Below are 22077 nucleotides of genomic sequence, written 5' to 3'. Positions count from 1 at the left end.
CTAACCCAGGGAGGCTATCTCGATCGAGATGCCGCGCAGCCGAGTCGGGGATTCCCCGGGGCAATGCTCGCCAGGTCGCCAGACGAAAAAATGGCCGCCGCCGGGGGAGCGGCGACGGCCCTTCGTCCAGATTGCTCATGGGGGAGAGTGTAAGATACTCTGGACGACGTAATTGCCTGAGGGATCTAGTCGGCCAACGCTTTCTTGATGACAGCTTCCTTTCGGGCTTTATCGGCGTCGTCGCGATCGGCCTTCTTCATTTCCTTCAATTCAATCGTGACCTTGCCGATCTTTCCGGTGAACTTGAAGGGCACCTTGTAGGCTTCGGTGACGGGTGTGCCCTCATCCGCGCCGACGTCTGTGCCGTCATCCGCAGAGAAGAAGCAGCACTGGGTACGATCGATGCGGCCGGTGGCGACGGTTTTCCCGTTGAACAGTATCGTGCCGACGCCGCCCTTGCCGAGACCGCCGCCGTCATAGGCGAACTCGAAGCGCAGCGTCCCTTTCCCGGCAGGCAGCGCCTGCTTGGCGGCTATCGTGTAACGCTGCAGGCCGAGAAAATTGTAGGTGTAGGTCGGCTTGCCGTCCTTCAGATAGAGACTCCAGCCGCCGAACCGCCCGGCCTGGGCAATGATCGCACCGTTGGCGCCGGTCTTCGGGACTTCCACGTCCGCTGTAATCGTGTGGGACTGGTTCTTCAGGTTGATGAAGACATTCTCCGACATGCCGAGCATTCCCTGGTAAACGGTCAAGGAGGTGCGGCCCGCCATCAGGTCGGGGCGTCCTACGAGCAAGGCGTTGGTACGCTCCAGGGTCCGGTCGTCGAGCGGCAGAACGGTATATTTGACCGCTTCCTTCAGGAAGAGTTCCTGCATTTCCTTCAGCTTGTCGGGATTCCTGGCAGCCAGATCATTCCTCAGGCTGAAGTCCGACCGCGTATCGTAAAGTTCCCAGATATCCTGTTCGAGCGGCCGGCGCGGCTTGGTTTCCCACGCCGCCCGGTGAACCGTGCCGGCCAGCCAGCCGTCACTGTAGATCGCGCGGTTGCCGAAGATCTCGAAATACTGCGTGGTGTGAGTGCTCGGCGCCTTCGGATTGGCGAAGGTATAGGCCATGCTCGCGCCTTCGATGGGAGTCTGCGGCGTTCCATTGACGCTCTTCGGTTCGGGCAAGCCAGCCGCTTCGAGGATCGTCGGCGCGATGTCGATGACGTGATGCCACTGCGAGCGCACCTCGCCCTTCGCCGCGATTCCCTTTGGCCAGTGAACCACCATGCCGTTGCGGGTGCCGCCGTAGCTGGAGGCGACCTGCTTGGTCCAGGTGAAGGGTGTGTCGCCCGCAACCGCCCACCCGGCGGCGTAGTGACCGTAGGTCGAGGGGCTGCCGAGTTCGTCGTAATGCTTGATGATGTCCTGAACGGTCTCTTGCACGCCATTGAAATAGGTCATCTCGCTGAACAACCCGTTCATGCCGCCTTCGGCGCTCGCGCCGTTGTCGCCGACGATGTAGAATACCAGCGTGTTGTCGAGTTGGCCGGTCGCCTTGATGGCGTCGATCAGGCGGCCGATCTCGGTGTCAGCGTATTCGCCAAAGCCGGCGAACACTTCCATCTGCCGGGCGAACAGCTTCTTCTCGTCGGCGCCGAGCTTGTCCCAATCCTTGATGGCTTCGGGCTTGGGCGCGAGCCTGGTGTCCGGGGGCACCACGCCGAGCTTGATCTGGCGGGCCAGCGTTTCCTCGCGCAGTTTGTCCCAGCCCTGGTCGAACTTGCCCTTGTACTTGGCGATCCATTCTTTCGGCACCTGATGCGGCGCGTGGGTGGCGCCGGGCGCGAAATAGATGAAGAACGGCTTATCCGGCGTCAGCGACTTCTGGTACTGGATCCAGTCGATCGCCTGGTTGGTCATATCATTCATGAAATGATAGTTCGGGTCCTGCGACGGTTCGACCAGGGTCATGCCGTCGTAGAGCAGCGGCGCCCATTGGTTGGTCTCGCCACCGATGAATCCATAGAATTTGTCGAAGCCGGAGCGGGTCGGCCAACGGTCGGTCGGGCCGGAGGGGCTGACCTCCCAAGCCGCGGTCTCGTGCGACTTGCCGAACGCAGCAGTGCTGTAGCCGTTGAGCCGGAGCATCTCCGCGACCGGCGCGACGCTATTGGGGCGCTGCCCGGTCTGCCCGGGGAAAGCGGTAGCGGTCTCAGTAATCGAGCCCATGTTGTTCATGTGATGATTGCGACCGCTGAGCAGCGCGGCTCGTGTCGGCGAGCAAAGTGCCGTGGTGTGAAACTCGTTGTAGCGCAGACCCTCGTTGGCGAGCTTCTCCACCGTTGGCATCCTTACCGGCCCGCCGAATGCGCTCGATTGTCCGAAGCCCATGTCGTCGATCAGCACAATGAGAACGTTGGGCGCGGCGGCTGGCGCCTTGACCTCGAATCGCGGCGGCGGCGTCGCATTGCGTGCGTCAAACACGGTGCTGTGCGGATACTGGGGTTCTGGAATTGGCAGCACCGAGCGATCGGTCGGCAAGACGACGGCCGCGGGCGCGGCCTGCTGGGCGTTTGCGGAAAACCCGAAAGACGTCATCAAGGAAAGTGTCAGGACGAACAAGGCTGATCGTTTCATAATGACTTCCCCTATACGAGAATCGCAAAGCGCCTTCCGGCAACGAAGGTAGTCGATGAAGGTAGTTAAAGATGACGACCGCAGAGCGACAGCCTTTCGAAATCAGCTACCCTGACAGTCACCTCGAAACATGATCCAATCAGCGCCTGCCGACGCGATTGACCGGACCGCCGCGATTCATCGGCGTGCCACGGACGCCGACGCCGGGAGTCACCACGGCTCGCGCGACCGGCCGCGGCCGCAGCACGACGCCCGGCCTGACGATGCAACCGACGGGGTACTCGATGTATTGGCAGTAAACCACGGCGCTGGCTTGTTTGGTGCCAGCAGCCATGAACCCGGTTACCAGCAGTGCCGATAATGCTATCGAAAGCTTCATGTCGGTCTCCGTTGTTTCAGAAGTCCCAAATGACCCCAACAGGATGACCTGCTCGTTGATGCAGGTCAATGTGTCAGCCGTAGGCCTGAGTGAAAGGCGCGAACCGTCTGTGACGGGGTCGGAAGATCGGCGAGGTGGGATCCTATCTGCGGCATTTGAATAGCACCGCTTGAGCTGACGCATCTCATGCGCGTCATTTGCTATTTCGGTTTTTGCTCGCGCCTCGGAGCTTAGGCGCGGGAGAAAGCAACTTGGCCGCGTCTGCCATTTGCATGCAAGTAAGAAGGTCGACATAGCTGTCGCTTCCGGCTGCCGTCGCCTCGCCCTCGCATTGGTCTCTGATCTCGTTGGAGTTCGAGAGCCAAACGGAATTCAGCTGTTGTTGCGCGTCATTCTCGTCGCGCATGCAATCCTCGTAGCTCTGGGGCAGGGCGAGGCCCATCGCCTTGTCGGCTGCGACCGTCGCCCTGCATGTCGCCTCGACATTGAGTTTGGGAACGCGATCGCTGACAGGGATCGCCACTTGACCGCCAATCATCGCCATCGATAACAGCGCAATCTTCATCAGAGCCTCCTCCGAAAAGTGAGAAGCATATCAGACGGATGGTTACGACGGTACGCTTGATTCAGCTCAACGATCCCAAATCGTCCATGGCTTCCGTCAGCGTCAATATCGCTGACACAGATGAAGCAAGATCATCGACATGTTTGCAAGGGGTTTATGCAATCACGCGTTCGTCATTCACGCTTGATACAAATCAAACCGCTTTACGAGTTGAAGGGGCATAAGTTTTTTGCATTCTGCAGGAGGTGGTTCATGAATTGCTCTCCCATTATTCGTACGATGATTATCGCTGGTGGTCTTCTTTGTGTGCCGGCTTTGGCATTGGCCCAGGGAACGCCCGCTGCCCCGCCGCATGTTCCGCTGCAAAAGACGATCGGCGGGCAGGCCAAGCCCGAGGTCGTGCCGTCGCTGATTGTCTTGAATTCGAAAGGTGTGAGCCTGCAAGGCAACAAATTGGTGTTGACCGGAGTGGCGCCGAATTCCATCGTCTTCGCCGATCGCCCGGTGCGCGCCGCCGGTCATGATCTCACCACGCACATCATCGACGATTGGGCCAAGGGCAGCGATAACTTCGCCAAGGATCCGCCGAACGCCACGGTTTCGGGATTTACCAAGGACGGCTCCGGCGTAAAGGATGTCGTGGTCGTGCTGAAGAGTCCCAAGCTCGAGGGCGAACAGTTGACATTCGACGTCGATGTGCTCGAGGGCGACTTGAAGGGGGCCGATGGCGCCGCCTCTGTCTTCATCGACATTATCGGCCGGCCGTTCACCCCGATGTCGTTCGCGGGCGTCGCGCGCCGTACCGCCTATCGCGGGGCCTACTATGCCGGCGCGGCGGCGGTGGGAGCCGCTGCGGTCGGTGCCGCCGCTTACGGCCCGTATGCGCGCCCCGCATGCGGCTATTACCCCTATCCACCCTGCTATTGAGCCGAAGAACGTAGCGACCGTTCCGCACGAACCGCGGGGCGGTCACGAAAATCCAATCGTCCGATATTTGACCTGAATCGAGAGCAAACGCGCCATCGTCTGCCATCCTGTAATTGTCTGCTCCACGCGATGAAAATACATGTCTCAAATGTTGCCGCAGCTTCAGGCGGCGTTCGATCGTACCGGGAGAGCTTCATCATGAAATCCTATCAATCGGTTTTCGCAGCATTGAGCGTGTCGTTGCTGGTTTCCGTTTCGGCAGGCGCGCAACAGATCACCGGCGTTCCGGGCTCGCCCAGCGCTACGACAACCATTCCCGGCGATCAGCTTCCGGCGCCGCCGGAGAAATTCGGCGGCAAGATCGAGCGCGAGGCGACCAAGTCGACGCCCTATTGGCCGGCGCGGATCGTGCCGCCGAAGGGCGCGCCGAACGTGCTGCTGATCATCACCGACGATTCCGGCTATGGCGTGCCTTCGACCTTCGGCGGCGTGATTCCGACGCAGGCGCTCGACCGCATCGCCAGGGACGGTCTGCGCTACACCAATTTTCACTCGACTGCGCTGTGTTCGCCGACCCGCGCCGCGCTGATCACCGGCCGCAACCATCACTCGGTCGGCTACGGCGTGATCGCCGAGCAGGCCACTGGCTTTCCCGGCTACGACAGCGTCATCACCAAGGACAAGGCCACGATCGGCCGCATCCTGCAGGACAACGGCTACCACACCGCCTGGTTCGGCAAGAACCACAACACCCCGGAATACCAGGCGAGCCAGGCAGGCCCCTTCGATCAGTGGCCGACCGGGATGGGCTTTGAATATTTCTACGGCTTCATGGGCGGCGACACCAATCAGTGGGAGCCGGGCAATCTGGTCCAGAACACCACGCCGATCTATCCCTACGTCGGCAAACCCGGCTGGAACCTGATGACGGCGATGGCCGACGAGGCGATCGACTACGTCAATCGCGTTCATACATTGTCGCCCGAGCAACCCTTCCTGATCAAGTTCGCGCCGGGCGCCACCCACGCGCCGCACCATCCGACGCCTGAGTGGGTCAAGAAGATCAGCGACATGAAGCTGTTCGACCAGGGCTGGAACAAGCTGCGGGAAACCATCTTCGAAAACCAGAAGAAGCTCGGCGTCATTCCGCAGAACGCCAAGCTGACGCCGTGGCCGAAGGACCTGATCAAGGAATGGGACCAGCTCAACCCCGACGAAAGGAAGCTGTTCATCCGGCAGGTCGAAATCTTCGCCGCCTACGTCGCCTACGCCGACAATGAAATCGGCCGCGTCATCCAGGCGATCGACGACCTTGGCAAGCTCGACAACACGCTGGTGATCTACATCAACGGCGACAACGGCACCAGCGCCGAGGGCCAGCCGAACGGCACGCCGAACGAAGTGGCGATGTTCAACCAGGCCAACCCATCGGTCGAGGAGCAGCTGAAATATTTCTACGACGTCTGGGGCACCGACCGCACCTACAACCATATGTCGATCGGCTGGGCCTGGGCATTCGACACGCCGTTCTCCTGGACCAAGCAGATAGTGTCGCATTTCGGCGGCACCCGCCAGGGCATGGCGATCTCGTGGCCGAAGGGGATCGCCGACAAGGGCGGCATCCGCCATCAGTTCCATCATGTCATCGATGTCGTGCCGACGATCCTGCAGGCAGCCGGCATCAAGCAGCCGGCCATGGTGGACGGCATCAAGCAGAGCCCGATCGAGGGCGTCAGCATGATGTACACCTTCGATGCCAAGAATGCGAACGCGCCCTCGACACACAAGACGCAGTATTTCGAGATGTTCGCCGACCGCGCGATCTATAATGACGGCTGGATCGCCTCTACCAAGGTCATGCGGCCGCCGTGGGTGACGGTTGCCAAGCTGCCGAGCCCGCTCGACTATCCCTGGGAGCTTTACGATCTCAAGAACGACTGGACGCAATATGAGGATGTCGCGGCCAGGAATCCGGCCAAGCTGAAGGAGATGCAGGAGCTGTTCTGGAAGGAAGCGCAGAAATACCAGGTGCTGCCGCTCGATTCGTCGATGGCCTCGCGGATGATCACGCCACGGCCGAGCCTGAGCGCCGGCCGCACCTCCTTCACCTGGATCCGCCCGCTCACGGGAACGCCGAACGGCGACGCGCCGAGCCTGCTCAACGCCTCCTACAATTTCAAGGTGGACGTCGAGGTTCCGCAAGGCGGCGCCGAGGGCATGCTGATCACGCAAGGCGGGCGGTTCGGCGGCTACGGCCTCTACGTGCTGAAGAACAAGCCGGTGTTCACCTGGAACCTGGTCGACCTCAAGCGCGTGCGCTGGGAAGGGCCGGAGCTGACCCCCGGCAAGCACGTGATCGAGTTCGATTTCAAGTATGACGGTCTGGGCGCCGCGACGATAGCGTTCGGCGACTACAGCGGCATCGGCAAGGGCGGCACTGGCGAGCTCAAGGTCGATGGCAAGATGGTCGCGACCGAGAAAATGGAGCATACGCTTCCCTTCATCCTGCAATGGGATGAGTCGCTCGATATCGGGTCGGACACCGGCACGCCGGTCGACGACAACGACTACAGCGCGCCGTTCGCCTTCACCGGCACACTGAACAAGATCGCGCTGACCATCGACCGGCCGAAATTGAGTCCCGCCGACATCAAGCGTCTGCAGGACGCGGCGCGGGCGGCCGGCGACGGACCGTCAGCCGATGCCGGCGGTGCCTCGGCTGAGGCCGCCGCGCCGCAGGTTTCGAGCGGTGTCGGCCTGAGCCTGCTTCAGAAGGTGGAGTTGCGCCTGGACAAGCGTGAGGGCTGCCGCAAGCAGGCCCAGGCGCTGGCCCTCGGGCTTGTCGAACGAGTCCAGTACGTCCGCAACTGCATGAAGTGAGATGCGGCCGAACCGGCGGTCGCGTGAAGACTCGGTCTCGTGCAGCGCGCAATAATCGAATTGCGCGCTGCCGGGATGTGGCATCAAAGCCTCACGCGGGATAGATCGACGCCTTCGGGCCATTTTCATCTTGCGTCGCGAAATCTCCAGGAATCAACTGGCTTTGCCATCGAACTTGCGGGGACCGCCAATGCAACCTGAGATATCGGTATTGAGATCCGGCATTTTGCGGCGAAAGTTGAGCGCCGGCTTGGCCGCCACCGTGCTTGCTGCGCTTTCTCCTCAAATCGCGCGTGCCGACGAAAGCGGCGTCTCGTTCTGGCTTCCGGGATTGTACGGCAGCCTCGCCGCCACGCCGGCCACGCCGGGCTGGTCGGTCGCCGCGATCTACTATCATACCTCCGTGGGCGCCTCGGGGGCGGCGGCCGCATCGCGGGAATTCCAGGTCGGGAGATTTTCGCCGACCGTCAACATCGATCTCAATGTGGCCTTGCGCGGCCAGGCCGACCTGGTGCTGATCGCGCCGACCTATACTTTCGCGACGCCGGTGCTCGGCGGCCAGTTGTCGGCGACGCTCGCCGGCGTCTACGGCCGGAATTCCGCGAGCCTCGACGGCACGCTGACCGTGGGGGCGGGGCCGATCGTGACCACGCGCAATGGATTCCTCGAAGACGCGCTCGTCTCCTATGGCGATCTCTATCCGACCTTGAAGCTGAAGTGGAACAACGGCGTCCACAACTACATGGTCTACGGCGCGGGCGACATTCCCGTCGGCGACTACAATCCGAACCGGCTGGCCAATATCGGCATCGGTCACGGCGCCATCGATTTCGGCGGCGGCTACACCTATTTGAATCCCGCGACCGGCACGGAATTCTCCGGCGTCGGCGGCTTCACCTACAATTTCAAGAACCCCGATACCCAGTACCAGAGCGGCATCGATTTCCATTTCGACTGGGGCGTGTCGCAGTTCCTGTCGAAGCAGGTCTTTGTCGGCTTCGTCGGCTACGCCTACCAGCAGATCACCGACGACTTCGGTCAGCCCGCCATTCTCGGCGGCTTCCGCTCGCGCGTTCTCGGCGCGGGCCCGCAGATCGGATATATCTTTCCGATCGGCAGCAACCAGGCATTTCTCGGCCTGAAGGGATATGGCGAGTTCGACGCCGCCAACCGGCCGTCCGGCTGGAATACCTGGCTGACATTCTCGATCTCGGAGGCCGCACCCGCCAGCACGATGACGCCGACCAGACATATCGTGCGGAAGTAGGCCGGCGGCGTTTATCGGCCGTCGCCCGGTAGCGCCGGAAACAACCACGGCCTCCGCCAGGGGAGCTGACGGAGGCCGCGTTGGAACACTTCATCGCGCCTAGGTTCGCAATGAGGTGTGGGAGCTCTTGAAACGAACGACTAGAACGGCAGCAACACGTCCATCACCTGCTGGCCGTATCGCGGCTGCTGGACGTCGGTGATCTGGCCGCGGCCGCCATAGGCGATGCGGGCCTGCGCGATCTTCGAGGAGTCGATGGTGTTGTCGCTCTGGATGTCCTCCGGGCGCACGATGCCGGCGACGATCAGTTCGCGGATTTCGAAATTGACCCGGATCTCCTGCTTGCCCTCGACCACGAGATTGCCGTTCGGCAGCACCTGCGTGACCACGGCGGCGACGCTGGTCTGCAGGGCTTCCTGGCGATTGACCGAACCCTTGCCGTCGCTGGAAGACGTGGAGTCCGTGGTCAGGAGGCGGCCGGGCAGGATCTTGTTGGGCTGCGTGATCGTTTGGGAGCCGATGAAGTCGGTGATGCCCGAATCTTCCTTGCTGGTGCGGCTGCGCTGGGTCTCGTTGGCGATATTGGCCTTGTCGGTGAAATTCACGGTCACCGTGAGCAGGTCGCCGATCCTGGCGGCGCGCTGGTCCTTGAAGAAGGCCCGGGAGCCGTTGCGCCACAATGAATTGGCGTTGTAGGAGGCGGTCTCCGGCTTCGGCATCGGCATCTGCACCGGCTTGTAGCCCGGCTGCGCCGTCGGATTCTCGATCTCGGTCAGCTTCGGCTTCTCGCCGATCTGCGACAGCCGGTCGATCGACGAACACCCGCTCGCAAGGGCTGCGGTCGCCAGCAGCGTGCCGGTAACGATGAAGCGATGGATACGGGAAGCGTACATCTACATTACTCGGCTTTTGGAGACACGGGCGTATTGGCGTTGGCGGCGGCGACCGCGACCGGCGCTGCGTCGATGGCGGAGGTCGCGTCTGAGGTGTCGGGCAGCCGGGGCGTCGCGACCGTGATCGATACCTGGCCGCGGCCGGTGACGACGCCGGAAATGGTGCGCTTGGATTGCAGGTTGAGCACGTTGACGACATCGCCTTCGGTGCCGCTCTCCAGCGCCTTGCCGCGGATGGTGAGATAGAGTCCGGCGGCCTGGTAGGTCAAAGTGACGCTCTGGTCGCGCTGCACCAGATCGGGCTTGGCGAGATCGGCGAGCCGCACCGCCTGGCCGGCGCGCAACTGCCGGCGCGCCTGCATGCCGACCGCGCGGTCGCGGCGGGCGGCGTCGTTGCCGACCTCGGCCTTCGGCCGGCGCTCGATCACCACGTCGGAGGCTTTCAGCACTTCATTGCGCTCGACGCCGCGCGCCAGCACCGCGGCCTCGACGGTCTCGATCACGGTGCCGGCGAAGCGCAGCTTGACCGGGGCCGCGCCGCCGTCGTTCGATATCTCGAGCGTCACGTCGAAGCGGCCGTTGCGCGCGTCGTAGCGCACCGAAGCGGGGTGCAGCGCGCCGCTGTTGGCGGCGTCCAGCCTGACATCGCCGGCGTCGCGGTCGAAGGTCAGGCCGAGATTGGCGGCGTCGCCGAGGCCGTTCCGGCGCTCCAGCGCACGGGCGACGGCGAGCTCGATGTCCTTGCCCTCCAGCGTCCGCGCCAGCCGGGTGACGGAAATCTCCCTGAGGTCGCGGGTGTCGACACCGATCACCTGGTGCGCGCGCAACGCGGTCAGCACCCGGTCGACCGGCAGCGTCCCTGTCGTGCCGAGATCCGGCGCGCGATAGATCGCGATTCCCGCCGCGGGGCCGGCGTTGTCGATGACGTCGCCGATCCGCACCAGGTCGCCCGATACCGTGACATTGGCGCGCAGCACCGGCGTCGCGATGGCGCCGTCTCGGGTCTGGCCCAATGCGGCCGCGGATGCGGCGGCGAGCAGGGCGATGGCGAGGGAAAGCGAACGGACGAACATTTTCAGCGTCCTCAGCGGAACATGTTGGAAGTGGATTGCAACATCTGGTCGGCGGCGCTGATGACCTTGGCGTTCATCTCGTAGGCGCGCTGCGCCGCGATCAGGTCGGAGATCTCGGAGACCGGATCGACGTTGGCCTGTTCGAGGTTGGACTGCTGCATGTCGCCGAAGCCATCGGTGCTGGCGATGCCGTCCTGCGGCGTGCCCGAGGCCGGGGTGTCGGTGAACAGATTGTCGCCGATCGGCTGCAGGCCGGCCTTGTTGATGAACCGCGTCAGCCCGATCTGGCCGACGGTGGTCGGCGTGGTCGATCCCGGCAGCGTCACCGTCACCTGGCCCTGCGAGTTGATAGTCAGGCCGGAGGCGCTCTGCGGTATCGTGATCGTCGGCTGCACCGGATTGCCCTGCGCGGTGACGACGCGGCCCTGCGCGTCCATCTGGAATGAGCCGTCGCGGGTATAGGTGTAGGTGCCGTCGGGCATCTGGATCTTGAAGAAGCCTTCGCCGCGGATCGCGATGTCGAGTTCGTTGCCGGTCGGCAGCAGCGAGCCCTGGCCCATCAGCCGGGGCGTGCCCACCGTCTTGACGCCGCCGCCGAGATCGATGCCGACCGGCAGGATGGTGCCCTGGTCGGAGGCCTGGGCGCCGACCCGGCGGACGTGGTCGTAGATCAGGTCCTGGAACGCGGCGCGTTGCTTCTTGTAGCCGGTGGTGCGCATGTTCGCGATGTTGTTGGAAATCACCTGAACGTTGAGTTCCTGTGCCGCCATTCCGGTCGCTGCGGTGTAAAGAATGCGCATGGTTGGTTCTCCTTACGCCGGAACGTCGGCGAGCCGGTCGAGAGCGGTTTTGCGCAGGTCGCCCTGCTGCTGCAGCATGGACGAGATCTGCGTGTAGGTACGCGTCACCTCGATCATGCGGCTCATCTCGGCCACGGAATTGACGTTGGATTTTTCGATGAAGCCCTGGCGCAGCTTCGAGGCGGTGTCGGGCTGCGCCGCGGTGCCGGCGCCGGCCGAATAGAGGTTGGAGCCTTCCTTCACCAGCTTCTGCGCGTCGGCGAACGAGACCAGCCGCAGCTTGCCGCGCACCGAGTCGATCCGGTTGTTGCCCTCGACGACCGTGACGTTGCCGTCGCCGGCGATGGTGACTGCCTTGTCGGTCTGCTGAATCACGATCGGGCCGCTGGCGCCGAGCACCGGGTAGCCGGAGACGTTGACGATCTGGCCGAGGTTGTTGATCTGCAGTCCGCCGTCGCGGGTGTAGCGCTCGCCGGCCGGAGTCTGCACCACCAGGAAGCCGTTACCCTCGATCGCGACATCGAGCGGGTTCTTGGTCTGCTCGACCGGTCCCTGCGAGAAATCCTTGAAGGTGCCGCGGTCCTGCACATAGCTGACCCGGCGGTCGCGTCCGACGAAATTGTCTTCATGCGCGCGCGAGTTGAGGAATTCCTCGAACAGCGAGCGGTCGGCCTTGTAGCCCGTCGTGTTGACGTTCGCGACGTTGTTGGCGACGACATCCATCTGTCGTTCCAGCACCATCTGCCGCGATAGTCCGATGAGAAGCGTATTCTCCATCGGTGGTTCTCCCCTGATCGATCCGAAAGAGGCTCTCCCAAGCCGTTCGCGGATCCTGCCGAACCGAAGGCTCTCCCAAGCCGCGGTTCGCCATACTCAGAGCGAAAGCCGTGCCAGTTGGGAAAATCTCCAGTTTGGAATGGCTTAGGTGTTTCGGAGAGGGCCCGGAGGGGCGGCAATAAGGTCTTGTTGACCATGTTTGCCCGGCAGTTTTTTCCTACCCGTTGGGCAAAAGAAAGGTTCCGTTAACCATTATTACCTTAGCGTCACCATCCAGAGAGCGCGTGTGCGCTGGGGGCATTTGTATCGCGTCATAGCCTGCCTCACGGCATCGGGTTGGTTTCCTAATACTTCGGCGGGCGGGCGATGGCAGACAACGATCAGATGGAAGGCGGCGCTGACGGCGGCGAAGCCGCGGCTCCGGCCCCGAAGGGCAAGCTCAAGCTGATCATCGCGGTCCTCGGCCTGTTCGCCATCATCGGCGGCGGCGCCGGGGCCTGGTTGCTCTTCTTCAAGGGCGGCCACGGCGAGGAAAAGCACGCCGAGGCTTCGCCGGCGGCGAAGCCGGCCGTGTTCATGGATGTGCCGGACATGCTGGTCAATCTGGTCGGGCTGCCCGGTGAGCGCGTGCAATACCTCAAGGTCAAGGTCGTGCTCGAGGTCAGGGAAGAAAAGCAGGTCGAGGCGATCAAGCCGGCGATGCCGCGCGTCACCGACATCTTCCAGACCTACCTGCGCGAGCTGCGGCCGGCCGATCTCTACGGCTCCGCCGGCCTGTTTCGCCTCAAGGAAGAACTGACCAAGCGGGTCAACGTGGCGGTCGCGCCGAATACGGTCTCGGCCGTGTTGTTCAAGGAAATTGTCGTCCAGTGACCAGACGGATCTAGCATCATGGCGGGCAATCCACTCGACGACCAGGACGCAATCGCAGCCCAATGGGAAGCGAGCCTGGATTCCGAGGATCCGGCGGAAGCCGCGGCCGCGGCCGCCGCCAACGAAATCTCCGGCACCATGGCGCTGCAGTGGGCCGCGATGGTCGAAGATGGCAGTCGCGACTTCGGCGGCGGCAAGAACGGCGGCGAGCGCGTCCTGTCGCAGGAGGAAATCGACAATCTGCTCGGCTTCTCCGTCGGCGAAGTCAATCTCGACGACAATTCCGGCATTCGCGCCATCATCGATTCGGCGATGGTCTCCTACGAGCGTCTGCCGATGCTCGAAATCGTCTTCGACCGCCTGGTGCGGCTGATGACCACTTCCTTGCGCAACTTCACCAGCGACAACGTCGAAGTCTCGCTCGATCGCATCACCTCGGTGCGGTTCGGCGACTACATGAATTCGATCCCGCTGCCGGCGGTGCTCAGCGTATTCAAGGCCGAGGAGTGGGAGAATTTCGGCCTCGCCACGGTGGACTCGAGTCTGATCTATTCGATGATCGACGTTCTGCTCGGCGGCCGCCGCGGCCAGACCTCGCTGCGCATCGAGGGCCGGCCCTATACGACGATCGAAACCAATCTGGTCAAGAGGCTGGTCGAAGTCGTGCTGGCCGACGCCGAGCAGGCGTTCCGGCCGCTGTCGCCGGTCAAGTTCACGATCGACCGGCTGGAAACCAATCCGCGCTTCGCCGCCATCAGCCGGCCCGCCAATGCCGCGATCCTGGTGCGGCTGCGCATCGACATGGAAGACCGCGGCGGCAATATCGAACTGCTGCTGCCTTACGCGACCATCGAACCGATCCGCGCCGTTCTGCTGCAGATGTTCATGGGCGAGAAATTCGGCCGTGATCCGATCTGGGAAGGACATTTCGCCACGGAAGTGGCGCAGGCGCAGATCTCGGTCGATGCCGTGCTCTATGAGGCCGATATCCCGCTCAAGCAGCTGATGAAGCTGAAGGTCGGCGACACCCTGCCGCTCGAAATGCGCGCCGACGCGCTGGTCGCGGTGCGTTGCGGCAGCGTCACCCTGACCGAAGGGCGGATGGGGCGCGTCGGCGATCGGGTCGCCATTCGCGTCACCAAACAGCTCCGCAAGCCGAATACCACCTTCGCGATGTTCGAGAAGGCCGATGAGCAAACCAAGTTGATGGAGGCCCAATGAGTCATTCATTTGGAATTGTGATCGAGAGCCTGGTGGCGGTGCTGCTGCTGCTGACGATCGGCTATTGCATGCTGCTGAACACCAGGCTGAAGCGGCTGAAGGCGGACGAGCATTCGCTGAAGGCGACGATCGGGGAACTGATCACCGCCACCGAAATCGCCGAGCGCGCCATCGGCGGCCTCAAACACACCGTTCGCGACGTCAACGAGAATCTCGGCAACCAACTGACCGCGGCGGCCCAGATGTCGCAGCAGCTGAAGAAACATCTCGCCGAAGGCGACAACGTCATCCGCCGACTGTCCAAGATCGCGCTCGCCGCAAGGCCGTTGTCCGAATTGGAACCGGTGGCGCCGGCGGCTCCCAGGGTATCGTCGGCCAAGGCGGTTGCCGCGGCGGCGCAGGCGTTCTCCGAGCGCAGAAGGTCTGATGGCCTGGCTGCATGAAATCCTTTCGTGACATTCGCGTTATCCCGGTCGTCCTGATCGCGATCCTCGGCCTTGCCGTGCTCAAGGTCGCCGGACTGGTGATCGATGGCGGTTACGTGTTCGACTATCAGCCGCACAGCACCCAGAAATCCTGGGCGCAGGAAACCCTGAACTTTCCGGTCGGAGGTAAATCCGATCCCGCCGACATCACCGGTTCGGTCGCGGCGAAGAAGGAGGAGGCTCCCAAGCCCACCGCCGCGCCGCCGGAAGTGACCAAGCCCGACGGCGTCGCAGTCCGTCCGGAACAGAGCGCGCCGGTGTCGGCATCGGAGCGCGCGATCCTTGAACGGCTGCAACAGCGCCGGCAGGAACTGGAGGCGCGTGCGCGCGAAATCGACATTCGCGAGAGCCTGCTCAAGTCAGCCGAAAAGCGGATCGAAACCAAGGTCGAGGAGCTGAAGGCGGTCGAATCGCGGATCAGCACCGCAGCCGGGCAAAGGAGCGAGGCCGACGCCGCCCGTTTCAAGGGCATCATCACCATGTATGAGGGCATGAAGCCGAAGGATGCCGCCAAGGTGTTCGACCGGCTCGAGATGGGAGTGCTGTTCGAAATCGCCTCGCAGATCGCGCCGCGCAAGATGTCCGATATTCTCGGCCTGATGCAGCCGGAAGCGGCCGAGCGGTTGACGGTCGAACTGGCGCGCCGCGCCGGATCGGACAAGTCCGCCGCCATGACCGAATTGCCGAAAATCGAGGGCAAGATGCTGCAGCAAAAGTCCAATTAGCAGGAATAATTAACAGCCTCTTAATTCGCCAATTCTAGGATTCGAAAGCGCGGGGTGAGGGCGTCCCGTCGATACAACAGATGGTCGAAGCTGAAAGACTCCTTGAAATGGCGCGAACGGCTGCCGCTGGATTCTGGTCGCGACGCCGTGCTTGCGCGCGGACGGCGCGGCGTTGTCCCGGCCGGACGTCATGGCTCGCCGCCGGGCTGGTCCTGTTCGGCCTGACCTCGCCCGGTCTGGCCCAGACCGAGCCGGTGAGGGGAGCCGCGACGTTTTCGGCTGCCGGCGGCTACGCCCGGCTGGTTCTCAAGCTCGCCGAGGACGTCGAGTCCGACGTGTCCACCGCCGGCTCCATCCTCGTGATCCGGTTCAAGCGCCCGGTGGATATTCCGGTCGAAAAACTGTCCGACGCGGTGCCCGATTATGTCGGGTCGGCGCGGCGCGATCCCGATGGCTCGGCGATCCGGCTGTCGCTGGCGCGGAGGGTGACCATCAACACCATGACGGCGGGTGAGCGGGTGTTCGTCGACCTGTTGCCCGACACATGGACCGGCCCGCCGCCGGCGCTGCCTGCCGAAGTGGTGCGCGAATTGTCCGAGCGCGCGCGGGCCGCCGAGCGCGCTCTGCGCCAGCAGCGCGCGGCCGCGCTGGCCCAGAAGCGGTCGCCGATTCGCGTCCGCGCCTCGGTGCAGCCGACCTTCGTCCGCTTCGTGTTCGAAATGCCCGACGGCGTCGGCGTCTCCAGCGTGCTGAACGACCAGAAACTGTCGCTGCTGTTCAACGCCGCACTCAACTTCGATCTGGCGGACGCCAAGCTGGCGGCGCCGTCGAACATCGCCTCGATCGATCAGAAGGTCGAAGGCGACACTTCCGCGGTGCAAGTCACGCTGATCGGCGACGTCGACGTTCATTCCTTCCGCGAGGAGAAGAACTACATCATCGACGTTGCTTTCCAGCAGCCGCAAACGCCGCCGGCGCCGGTCGCCGATACCTCGCATGCTCCGGCGACAGCCGCTCCGGCGACAGCCCCCCCGGCCGCGAAGCCCGTCGAGCCTCTGGCGTCCCGGCAGGCGAGCGAGATCGTGCCGCCGACGTCGGAGATGATCGCGAAGCAGGCGAAGATCGAAATCAATCCCGAGGCGGCGCCGAAGAGCGTGCCCGCGCCGGAATCGCCGCAGCCCGCGCCGCCATCGAATGAGATGCCCAAGGAGGCGCCGGCTCCCGCCGCCGAAGCCCCGGCCATAATGGCGCCCGTTGCTTCCGGACCGGCGCCGGAGATCAAGGCGCCGCCGGCAATTCAAGCACAGCCGGTCGTTCAGGCCCCGCCGGCCGTGGCGGCCGGCGAAGCGGCTGCGACCGTCAGCGCCAGGCGGGACAGCGATGGCCTGCGGCTGACGTTTGCCTTCGCCACGGTGACGCCCGCGGCGGCGTTTCGCCGCGCCGACACCGTCTGGCTGGTGTTCGATACGACGAAGCCGATCGACATCGCGCCGATCCGCAGCAAGGGCGGGGCGCTGCTGGGCGATGTGAGCCGGATCCCGCTCGACAAGGGACAGGCGATCCGCATCCGCCTCAGCCGCCCGCAAATGCCGTCGCTGAGCGGCGACGATCAGGGCGGCTCGGGCTGGACGCTCACCTTCGCCGATACGATACAGGCGCCCCCGCAGCCGCTGGTGGTGGTCCGGAACATCACCGATCCAGCGCTCGCCAATGTCACCGTTCCCTTGTCCAGGCCCGGCCTGCTGCATCGGCTTACCGATCCGGATGCCGGCGATACGCTGCTGGTAGTCACCGCGCCGCTGCCGGTCCGCGGCTTCATCAAGCGGCATGATTTTGTCGAGATGTCGCTGCTGGAGTCGATCCACGGCGTCGCCATCCATCCCAATTCCGAAGACGTCCGCGCCGAGGTCGCGCCCGACAAGGTCATCATCGGCAGGCCCGGCGGCCTGACGCTGTCATCGGCCGACTCCGCCGCCGAGCGGGCGACCACCGCGGTGCGGCCGATTTTCGATGTCGCCGAATGGCGGAAGAACCAGGCGGAGGACTTTATCACGCGCCGGGATGCGCTGATCGCCGCGGCAGGTGCGCTCGAGCCCCATCGGCGCACGCAGGCCCGGCTCGACCTTGCCCGCTTCTACATGTCGCGCGGGATGTATCCGGAGGCCAGAGGTGCTGCCGATCTCGCGCTCGCCGACGTCAAGTCGGGATCGGAAGATCCGATCGCTTTGATGGTGCGGGCGGTCGCGAGCATCGCGATGGGCCGCCCCGAACAGGGCCTGAAGGAACTTGCCAATCCCGTGATCGGATCGAATTACGATTCGCAGCTGTGGAAGGCGCTCGGCCTGGCGCGGCAGGGCAAGTGGTCGGAAGCGCGGGAGAAATTCAAGAACGTCGAATTCGCCATCACCTCGCTGCCGATCGAACTGCAGCGCATCGTGATTTCGGAGGCGATGCGGGCTTCCCTCGAGGTCAGGGATTTTTCCGGCGCCGCCAAACGCGGCAGCGATCTGCAGGTGGTCGGCATCCCGCCCGAGATGAAGCCGGCGATGGCGGTGCTGCACGGCCGGCTGGCCGAGGCTCTCGGCCACGACAAGGATGCCGAGGGCGAATACAAGGCCGCGATCGAATCTTCCGACCGCGCCGCCGCGGCCGAAGCCAGGCTGCTCAATGTCTTCCTGCGCCAGCGGCGCGAGGAGATCAGCCAGGCCGACGCCTTGCGTGAACTCGAGACGCTGTCGGTGACGTGGCGCGGCGACGCGGTCGAGATCCGGACGCTGCAGATGCTGGCGCGCATCTACACCGATACCGGCCGCTACGGCGAATCGCTGGCGGCGGCCAAGACCGCGACCAAGATGGAGCCGAATTCGGAAATTTCGCGGGCTGCGCAGGATGCGGCGGCGACGCTGTTTGCGCAGATCTATCTCAGCCCGAAGGGCGACGATCTTCCGCCGGTCGACGCGCTTGCGATGTTCTACGAATTCAGCGAACTGACACCGATCGGACGGCGCGGCGACGAGATGATCCGCCGGCTCGCCGACCGGCTGGTCGGGGTCGACCTGCTCGATCAGGCCGCCGAACTCCTGCAATATCAGATCGACAAGCGGCTGGAGGGCGCGGCGCGCGCCCAGGTCGCGGCGCGTCTGGCCATGGTCTACCTGACCAACCGCAAGCCGGATCGCGCGATATCGGCGCTTCACACCACGCGGATCGCGGACCTTTCCGGCGAACTGCGCCAGCAACGGCTGCTGTTGGAGGCGCGCGCCCAGAGCGACGTCGGCCGCCATGACCTGGCGCTCGACATCATCTCGAACATCAGCGGCCGCGAAGCGATCCGGCTGCGCTCCGACATCTACTGGGCGTCGCGGCGCTGGCGCGAGGCCTCCGAGCAGATCGAGCTGTATTACGCCGATCGCTGGCGCGACTTCAAACCGCTGAACGCGGTGGAGAAGGGCGACGTGATCCGCGCGGTGGTCGGATACGCGCTGGCCGACGACGCCATCGGCTTGGCGCGCTTCCGCGAAAAATATGCGCCGCTGATGAGCGGCGAAGCTGACCGGGCCGCGTTCGAGACCGCCAGCACGCCGGCCGCCGCCAGCAGCGCGGAATTCGTGGCGATCGCGAAAATGGCGGCCAGCGTCGACACGCTGGACGGCTTCCTGCGGGAAATGAAGGGCCGCTTCCCGGATGCGACCGCACGGGCGCCGTCGCCGCCGGGAACCGCGAAGGGAGAGCCGGTCCACACCGGTTCGCTGCCCCGGATCATCGGATTGACGCGGGCCGACGCCAAGCGGTGGTAGAGCGTCGATTTTCTTTCCCCCCGGGCGTTCAATGAGGGTGACTGCTTCGACAAGGGTGATTATAAGTCGCCCCCCGAAACCGATTCCGCCTACCGACGTAGCTCCGGGATACCAAGAACGGAGAGATGCCGGTGGACGCCCAGAGCGGAAATAATCGCACGCATCGGGTGCCGGCGGCGACCGCTGCGGTCCTGGCCGCCATTGGTATTGCATCCTTCCTGTTCGCGCATTTCGCTTCGAAAGCGGATGTTTCCACCGGCGGCATCAGCATGACCTCGACAGCGGTGGTCGAGCGGGCGGGCGCCACGCTGATTCCGACCAAGCCGCGGGCTCGGCCGGGCAAGCCGGAAATCTCCGCCGCGTCCCGGCCATCGGCGGATTGAATCGGGCGCGTCGGCTTTGCAGGAATATTGCGCCGCCGCCGCGATCCCCTCGACAGATGCCCGCCGAAGCGGCAACCTGCGGCAAACCAACATCCGGAGGAAGCCGTCGCCATGAGCAAGCCCGTCAAGACCGAAGCAGAACTGATCGCGATGGCGAAGGCCGAACTGAAAGTCCACGCCGAGGGTCCGGATGGAATCGTCATCTCCGTGCTGCGCGACGGCGACAGCTGGGAGTTCCGGGCTTCCGCCGACGAGGCGACGATTGCCAAACCCGGCTATCCCGAGCGTGTCGCGATGCTGGTGCAGATCGGCGACCATCTCAGCAAGCAGTATGACGTGAAGGGGTGAGAGCTTCTCGAGCGGAAATAGCGCGGGAATAGCGGAAGCTACCGGCTGTACCGCGCAACGCCCTTGCCCGCGCAGGAGCGGGCGACATCCGCTACCGTGCGTCGTACTGGTCCGGTCCCATCGCCCAGTCCCATTGCTCATGGCCATGCGCGTAAGTCTGGTTGGTCACGGCCGGGTTGCGGTTGACCAGCGGCCGCAGGTACATCGGATGGGTGGCGCTGCGCACCTCGTGCTCGACCGTGAACAGCTTCCTGCCGTCGGCGGGATCGACGATGTTGCGAAAGCGGTACTGGTATTGGTTGTCTTCCTGGGAGACCAGGCCGTGCTGCTGCAGCTTGCGGTAGGGGCCGGAAAAATCCGTGATGTACATCTGCACGTGGTGGCCGTCGTAGTCCGGCAGCGCGCGGTCGGTCTCGCGGAATAGCAGATACTGGTCCTTGCCCATCCTGGCGCGCGCCACCGTGCCGTCGCCGTTGTCGAGTTCGGCCGGGATGCCCATGATCTCGGGGTAGAAGGCGGCAATGCCCTTCGCCGTCCCGGCCGGCACGTCGAACGCGACATAGGGGATGCCGAGCGTGATGCGCCCGAAGCGCGCGGCGTCCGGCTCATGGCAGCGCACCCGATTGCCCCACGGACAGATCGCCTCGACGTAGTCGTTGTGTTCGCTGAAGGCGAAGGCGGTGCCGGCGAGCTTCTTGGCGACGGAGGTGAGCCGCTCGAGCAGCGCCGCGCGGCCGGCGATGACGAGGCCGGTATGGCCGCGCAGCACCTGCGCCTTGCCGGTCGGGAGATGAAACTGGCTGCGGCCGACATTGACCCACATATTGGTGTCGGACACCATCAGGTAGGGGTCGCGGGTCAGCCCGAGGCCTGCGACATAGAACAGGGTGGCCAGCCGCTGGTCGGGCACCTGGACGTTGACGTGTTCGAGATGGATGGCGTTGCCGAGGTCTTCGGCAGCGCGGTCGAATGACGGCTGCATGGAGGCGCTTCCTGAATGCGTTCCGGCGCATCATAGTGAAGTGCGATGCCGTAATCCAATCGTTCCAATCAAGGTTGCGGGAGGAGACATGGTGCAGCTTTCGAAACGGATTGTTGCGGTTGCGTTGGTGCTCGTCGCCATGGCCACGCCGGCGGCCGCACAGGAGTGGCCTGGCAAGACCATCACGCTGGTCGTTCCATTCTCTGCCGGCGGCGGCATCGACGCCAGTGCGCGCCTGCAGGCGGTGGCGCTTGGCGAAATCCTGGGACAGACGATCATCGTGGAGAACGTTGGAGCTGCGGCCGGGACCGTCGGCAGCGCCCGTGTCGCCAAGGCGGAGCCCGACGGATACACATTGTTGATCGGCAACACGGGCACCCACGCCTACAGCCAATCGCTTTACAAGAAACCGCCCTATGACGCCGCCAAGGATTTCGAGCCGGTTGGGCTGGTTTCGGAATCGCCGCGGATTTTGGTCGTACGCAAGGATCTGCCGGTGAACAACCTGCAGGAATTCATCGCCTACGCGAAGGCAAACCAAAGCAAGATGCAATATGGCTCCGCCGGGGTGGGCTCCGGCACGCATCTGCCTTGTGCGCTGCTGAATATGGCGATGGGCGTCGACATCACGCACATACCCTTTCGCGGCGCCGGCCCGGCGATGCAGGACCTTATCGGAGGACGCATCGATTATATGTGCGACACCATCCAGACCGGGGTGGCGCAGGTCAGGGGCGGTACGGTCAAGGCCATCGCCGTCATGTCGCCAAAGCGCGTGCCGATCGTTCCCGACCTGGCGACGACCGGTGAACAGGGGCTCCAGGACGTCGAGGCCACGGTCTGGAACGGCTTCTTCTTTCCGAAGGGGACACCTCAGCCGATCGTGCGCAAGATGAACAAGGCGCTGGGTGACATGATCGCCCGCGCCGATATGCGGCAGAAGCTGGAGGCTCTCGGACTTTCGATCGTTCCGCCCGAGCAACGCACGCCGGAATATCTTGCAAGGTACCTGCCGCAGGAGATCGAGCGCTGGGGCAAGGTTATTCGGGCCGGCTCAATCAGCATGGATTAGGACGCT

Annotated in this window: 19 protein-coding genes; 11 read left to right on the top strand and 8 right to left on the bottom strand. The window is 63.8% G+C overall.

What is annotated here, in order from left to right; genetic code table 11:
- Positions 1-185: 185 nt before the first annotated feature.
- From KMZ68_RS18340 to KMZ68_RS18330, 3 genes are all read right to left on the bottom strand, one after another.
- Positions 186-2624 (bottom strand): arylsulfatase, encoded by a 2439-nt coding sequence (locus KMZ68_RS18340; protein WP_215612594.1) that lies wholly within the window; start codon positions 2622-2624, stop codon positions 186-188.
- Between the two features lie 139 nt (positions 2625-2763).
- The gene (locus KMZ68_RS18335) at positions 2764-3003 is read right to left on the bottom strand and encodes a hypothetical protein (protein WP_215612593.1); all 240 of its coding nucleotides are present in this window, start codon (positions 3001-3003) and stop codon (positions 2764-2766) included.
- Positions 3004-3196: 193 nt separating this feature from the next.
- A complete protein-coding gene (locus KMZ68_RS18330; RefSeq protein WP_215612592.1) occupies positions 3197-3568 on the bottom strand; it encodes a hypothetical protein in 372 nt (123 codons plus the stop codon).
- A 252-nt stretch (positions 3569-3820) separates the two neighbouring features.
- Here KMZ68_RS18330 and KMZ68_RS18325 point away from each other — a divergent pair, with 252 nt between their 5' ends.
- The 3 genes from KMZ68_RS18325 to KMZ68_RS18315 all read left to right on the top strand — a co-directional run bounded on the left by KMZ68_RS18325 (position 3821) and on the right by KMZ68_RS18315 (position 8642).
- Positions 3821-4495 (top strand): hypothetical protein, encoded by a 675-nt coding sequence (locus KMZ68_RS18325; RefSeq protein ID WP_249779399.1) that lies wholly within the window; start codon positions 3821-3823, stop codon positions 4493-4495.
- Between the two features lie 198 nt (positions 4496-4693).
- Complete coding sequence (locus KMZ68_RS18320) at positions 4694-7375, top strand: arylsulfatase (protein WP_215612591.1); 2682 nt, start codon at positions 4694-4696, stop codon at positions 7373-7375.
- Between the two features lie 190 nt (positions 7376-7565).
- The gene (locus KMZ68_RS18315; protein ID WP_215612590.1) at positions 7566-8642 is read left to right on the top strand and encodes a SphA family protein; all 1077 of its coding nucleotides are present in this window, start codon (positions 7566-7568) and stop codon (positions 8640-8642) included.
- Between the two features lie 140 nt (positions 8643-8782).
- Here KMZ68_RS18315 and flgH read toward each other — a convergent pair whose 3' ends face one another.
- From flgH to flgF, 4 genes are read right to left on the bottom strand one after another with little or no spacing between them, the layout of a single operon-like run.
- Positions 8783-9535, bottom strand: a complete 753-nt coding sequence (gene flgH / locus KMZ68_RS18310) for a flagellar basal body L-ring protein FlgH (RefSeq protein ID WP_215605917.1) — start codon at positions 9533-9535, stop codon at positions 8783-8785.
- Positions 9536-9540: 5 nt separating this feature from the next.
- On the bottom strand, positions 9541-10608 hold the full coding sequence (gene flgA, locus KMZ68_RS18305) for a flagellar basal body P-ring formation chaperone FlgA (protein WP_215612589.1): 1068 nt from the start codon (positions 10606-10608) through the stop codon (positions 9541-9543).
- An 11-nt stretch (positions 10609-10619) separates the two neighbouring features.
- Positions 10620-11408, bottom strand: a complete 789-nt coding sequence (flgG, locus tag KMZ68_RS18300; protein ID WP_215612588.1) for a flagellar basal-body rod protein FlgG — start codon at positions 11406-11408, stop codon at positions 10620-10622.
- A 12-nt stretch (positions 11409-11420) separates the two neighbouring features.
- Entirely contained in the window at positions 11421-12185 is a 765-nt protein-coding gene (gene flgF / locus KMZ68_RS18295) for a flagellar basal-body rod protein FlgF (RefSeq protein ID WP_215612587.1), read from the bottom strand.
- A gap of 366 nt (positions 12186-12551) precedes the next feature.
- Between flgF and fliL the strand changes: the two genes are divergently transcribed.
- The 7 genes from fliL to KMZ68_RS18260 all read left to right on the top strand — a co-directional run bounded on the left by fliL (position 12552) and on the right by KMZ68_RS18260 (position 20017).
- On the top strand, positions 12552-13058 hold the full coding sequence (gene fliL, locus KMZ68_RS18290) for a flagellar basal body-associated protein FliL (RefSeq protein WP_215612586.1): 507 nt from the start codon (positions 12552-12554) through the stop codon (positions 13056-13058).
- Positions 13059-13076: 18 nt separating this feature from the next.
- Positions 13077-14279, top strand: coding sequence for a flagellar motor switch protein FliM (gene fliM / locus KMZ68_RS18285; RefSeq protein ID WP_215605922.1), 1203 nt, complete (start codon positions 13077-13079; stop codon positions 14277-14279).
- Positions 14276-14722: a DUF6468 domain-containing protein gene (locus KMZ68_RS18280; RefSeq protein WP_215605923.1), complete on the top strand. Its 447-nt coding sequence runs from the start codon at positions 14276-14278 to the stop codon at positions 14720-14722. The genes fliM and KMZ68_RS18280 overlap by 4 nt, the downstream gene beginning before the upstream one ends.
- The gene (locus KMZ68_RS18275) at positions 14719-15489 is read left to right on the top strand and encodes a MotE family protein (RefSeq protein ID WP_215612585.1); all 771 of its coding nucleotides are present in this window, start codon (positions 14719-14721) and stop codon (positions 15487-15489) included. The genes KMZ68_RS18280 and KMZ68_RS18275 overlap by 4 nt, the downstream gene beginning before the upstream one ends.
- A 107-nt stretch (positions 15490-15596) precedes the next feature.
- Positions 15597-19286 carry a tetratricopeptide repeat protein gene (locus KMZ68_RS18270; RefSeq protein ID WP_215612584.1) on the top strand — a complete coding sequence of 1230 codons (3690 nt, stop codon included), beginning with the start codon at positions 15597-15599 and terminating at the stop codon, positions 19284-19286.
- Between the two features lie 131 nt (positions 19287-19417).
- Positions 19418-19669 (top strand): hypothetical protein, encoded by a 252-nt coding sequence (locus KMZ68_RS18265; RefSeq protein ID WP_215612583.1) that lies wholly within the window; start codon positions 19418-19420, stop codon positions 19667-19669.
- A 111-nt stretch (positions 19670-19780) separates the two neighbouring features.
- Positions 19781-20017, top strand: a complete 237-nt coding sequence (locus KMZ68_RS18260) for a hypothetical protein (protein WP_215612582.1) — start codon at positions 19781-19783, stop codon at positions 20015-20017.
- A 91-nt stretch (positions 20018-20108) separates the two neighbouring features.
- Here the strand turns inward: KMZ68_RS18260 and KMZ68_RS18255 are convergent, their stop codons facing one another.
- Complete coding sequence (locus KMZ68_RS18255; RefSeq protein WP_215612581.1) at positions 20109-20999, bottom strand: hypothetical protein; 891 nt, start codon at positions 20997-20999, stop codon at positions 20109-20111.
- Between KMZ68_RS18255 and KMZ68_RS18250 the strand changes: the two genes are divergently transcribed.
- A complete protein-coding gene (locus KMZ68_RS18250; protein ID WP_215612580.1) occupies positions 20998-22071 on the top strand; it encodes a Bug family tripartite tricarboxylate transporter substrate binding protein in 1074 nt (357 codons plus the stop codon). The two genes, KMZ68_RS18255 and KMZ68_RS18250, sit on opposite strands and share 2 nt — an antisense overlap.
- Positions 22072-22077: the final 6 nt, after the last annotated feature.

It is taken from the genome of Bradyrhizobium sediminis, from assembly GCF_018736105.1.
GTDB lineage: Bacteria > Pseudomonadota > Alphaproteobacteria > Rhizobiales > Xanthobacteraceae > Bradyrhizobium.
Note: the sequence above shows the minus strand (reverse complement) of the source record. Positions and strands in the feature narration are given on the sequence as shown.

What these genes read in the sequence shown, in the direction of transcription:
- KMZ68_RS18340 (WP_215612594.1), bottom strand. Translation starts at nt 2,624, where the DNA reads ATGAAACGATCAGCCTTGTTCGTCCTGACACTTTCCTTGATGACGTCT.
- KMZ68_RS18335 (WP_215612593.1), bottom strand. Translation starts at nt 3,003, where the DNA reads ATGAAGCTTTCGATAGCATTATCGGCACTGCTGGTAACCGGGTTCATG.
- KMZ68_RS18330 (WP_215612592.1), bottom strand. Translation starts at nt 3,568, where the DNA reads ATGAAGATTGCGCTGTTATCGATGGCGATGATTGGCGGTCAAGTGGCG.
- KMZ68_RS18325 (WP_249779399.1), top strand. Translation starts at nt 3,821, where the DNA reads ATGAATTGCTCTCCCATTATTCGTACGATGATTATCGCTGGTGGTCTT.
- KMZ68_RS18320 (WP_215612591.1), top strand. Translation starts at nt 4,694, where the DNA reads ATGAAATCCTATCAATCGGTTTTCGCAGCATTGAGCGTGTCGTTGCTG.
- KMZ68_RS18315 (WP_215612590.1), top strand. Translation starts at nt 7,566, where the DNA reads ATGCAACCTGAGATATCGGTATTGAGATCCGGCATTTTGCGGCGAAAG.
- flgH (WP_215605917.1), bottom strand. Translation starts at nt 9,535, where the DNA reads ATGTACGCTTCCCGTATCCATCGCTTCATCGTTACCGGCACGCTGCTG.
- flgA (WP_215612589.1), bottom strand. Translation starts at nt 10,608, where the DNA reads ATGTTCGTCCGTTCGCTTTCCCTCGCCATCGCCCTGCTCGCCGCCGCA.
- flgG (WP_215612588.1), bottom strand. Translation starts at nt 11,408, where the DNA reads ATGCGCATTCTTTACACCGCAGCGACCGGAATGGCGGCACAGGAACTC.
- flgF (WP_215612587.1), bottom strand. Translation starts at nt 12,185, where the DNA reads ATGGAGAATACGCTTCTCATCGGACTATCGCGGCAGATGGTGCTGGAA.
- fliL (WP_215612586.1), top strand. Translation starts at nt 12,552, where the DNA reads ATGGCAGACAACGATCAGATGGAAGGCGGCGCTGACGGCGGCGAAGCC.
- fliM (WP_215605922.1), top strand. Translation starts at nt 13,077, where the DNA reads ATGGCGGGCAATCCACTCGACGACCAGGACGCAATCGCAGCCCAATGG.
- KMZ68_RS18280 (WP_215605923.1), top strand. Translation starts at nt 14,276, where the DNA reads ATGAGTCATTCATTTGGAATTGTGATCGAGAGCCTGGTGGCGGTGCTG.
- KMZ68_RS18275 (WP_215612585.1), top strand. Translation starts at nt 14,719, where the DNA reads ATGAAATCCTTTCGTGACATTCGCGTTATCCCGGTCGTCCTGATCGCG.
- KMZ68_RS18270 (WP_215612584.1), top strand. Translation starts at nt 15,597, where the DNA reads ATGGCGCGAACGGCTGCCGCTGGATTCTGGTCGCGACGCCGTGCTTGC.
- KMZ68_RS18260 (WP_215612582.1), top strand. Translation starts at nt 19,781, where the DNA reads ATGAGCAAGCCCGTCAAGACCGAAGCAGAACTGATCGCGATGGCGAAG.
- KMZ68_RS18250 (WP_215612580.1), top strand. Translation starts at nt 20,998, where the DNA reads ATGGAGGCGCTTCCTGAATGCGTTCCGGCGCATCATAGTGAAGTGCGA.
- KMZ68_RS18255 (WP_215612581.1), bottom strand. Translation starts at nt 20,999, where the DNA reads ATGCAGCCGTCATTCGACCGCGCTGCCGAAGACCTCGGCAACGCCATC.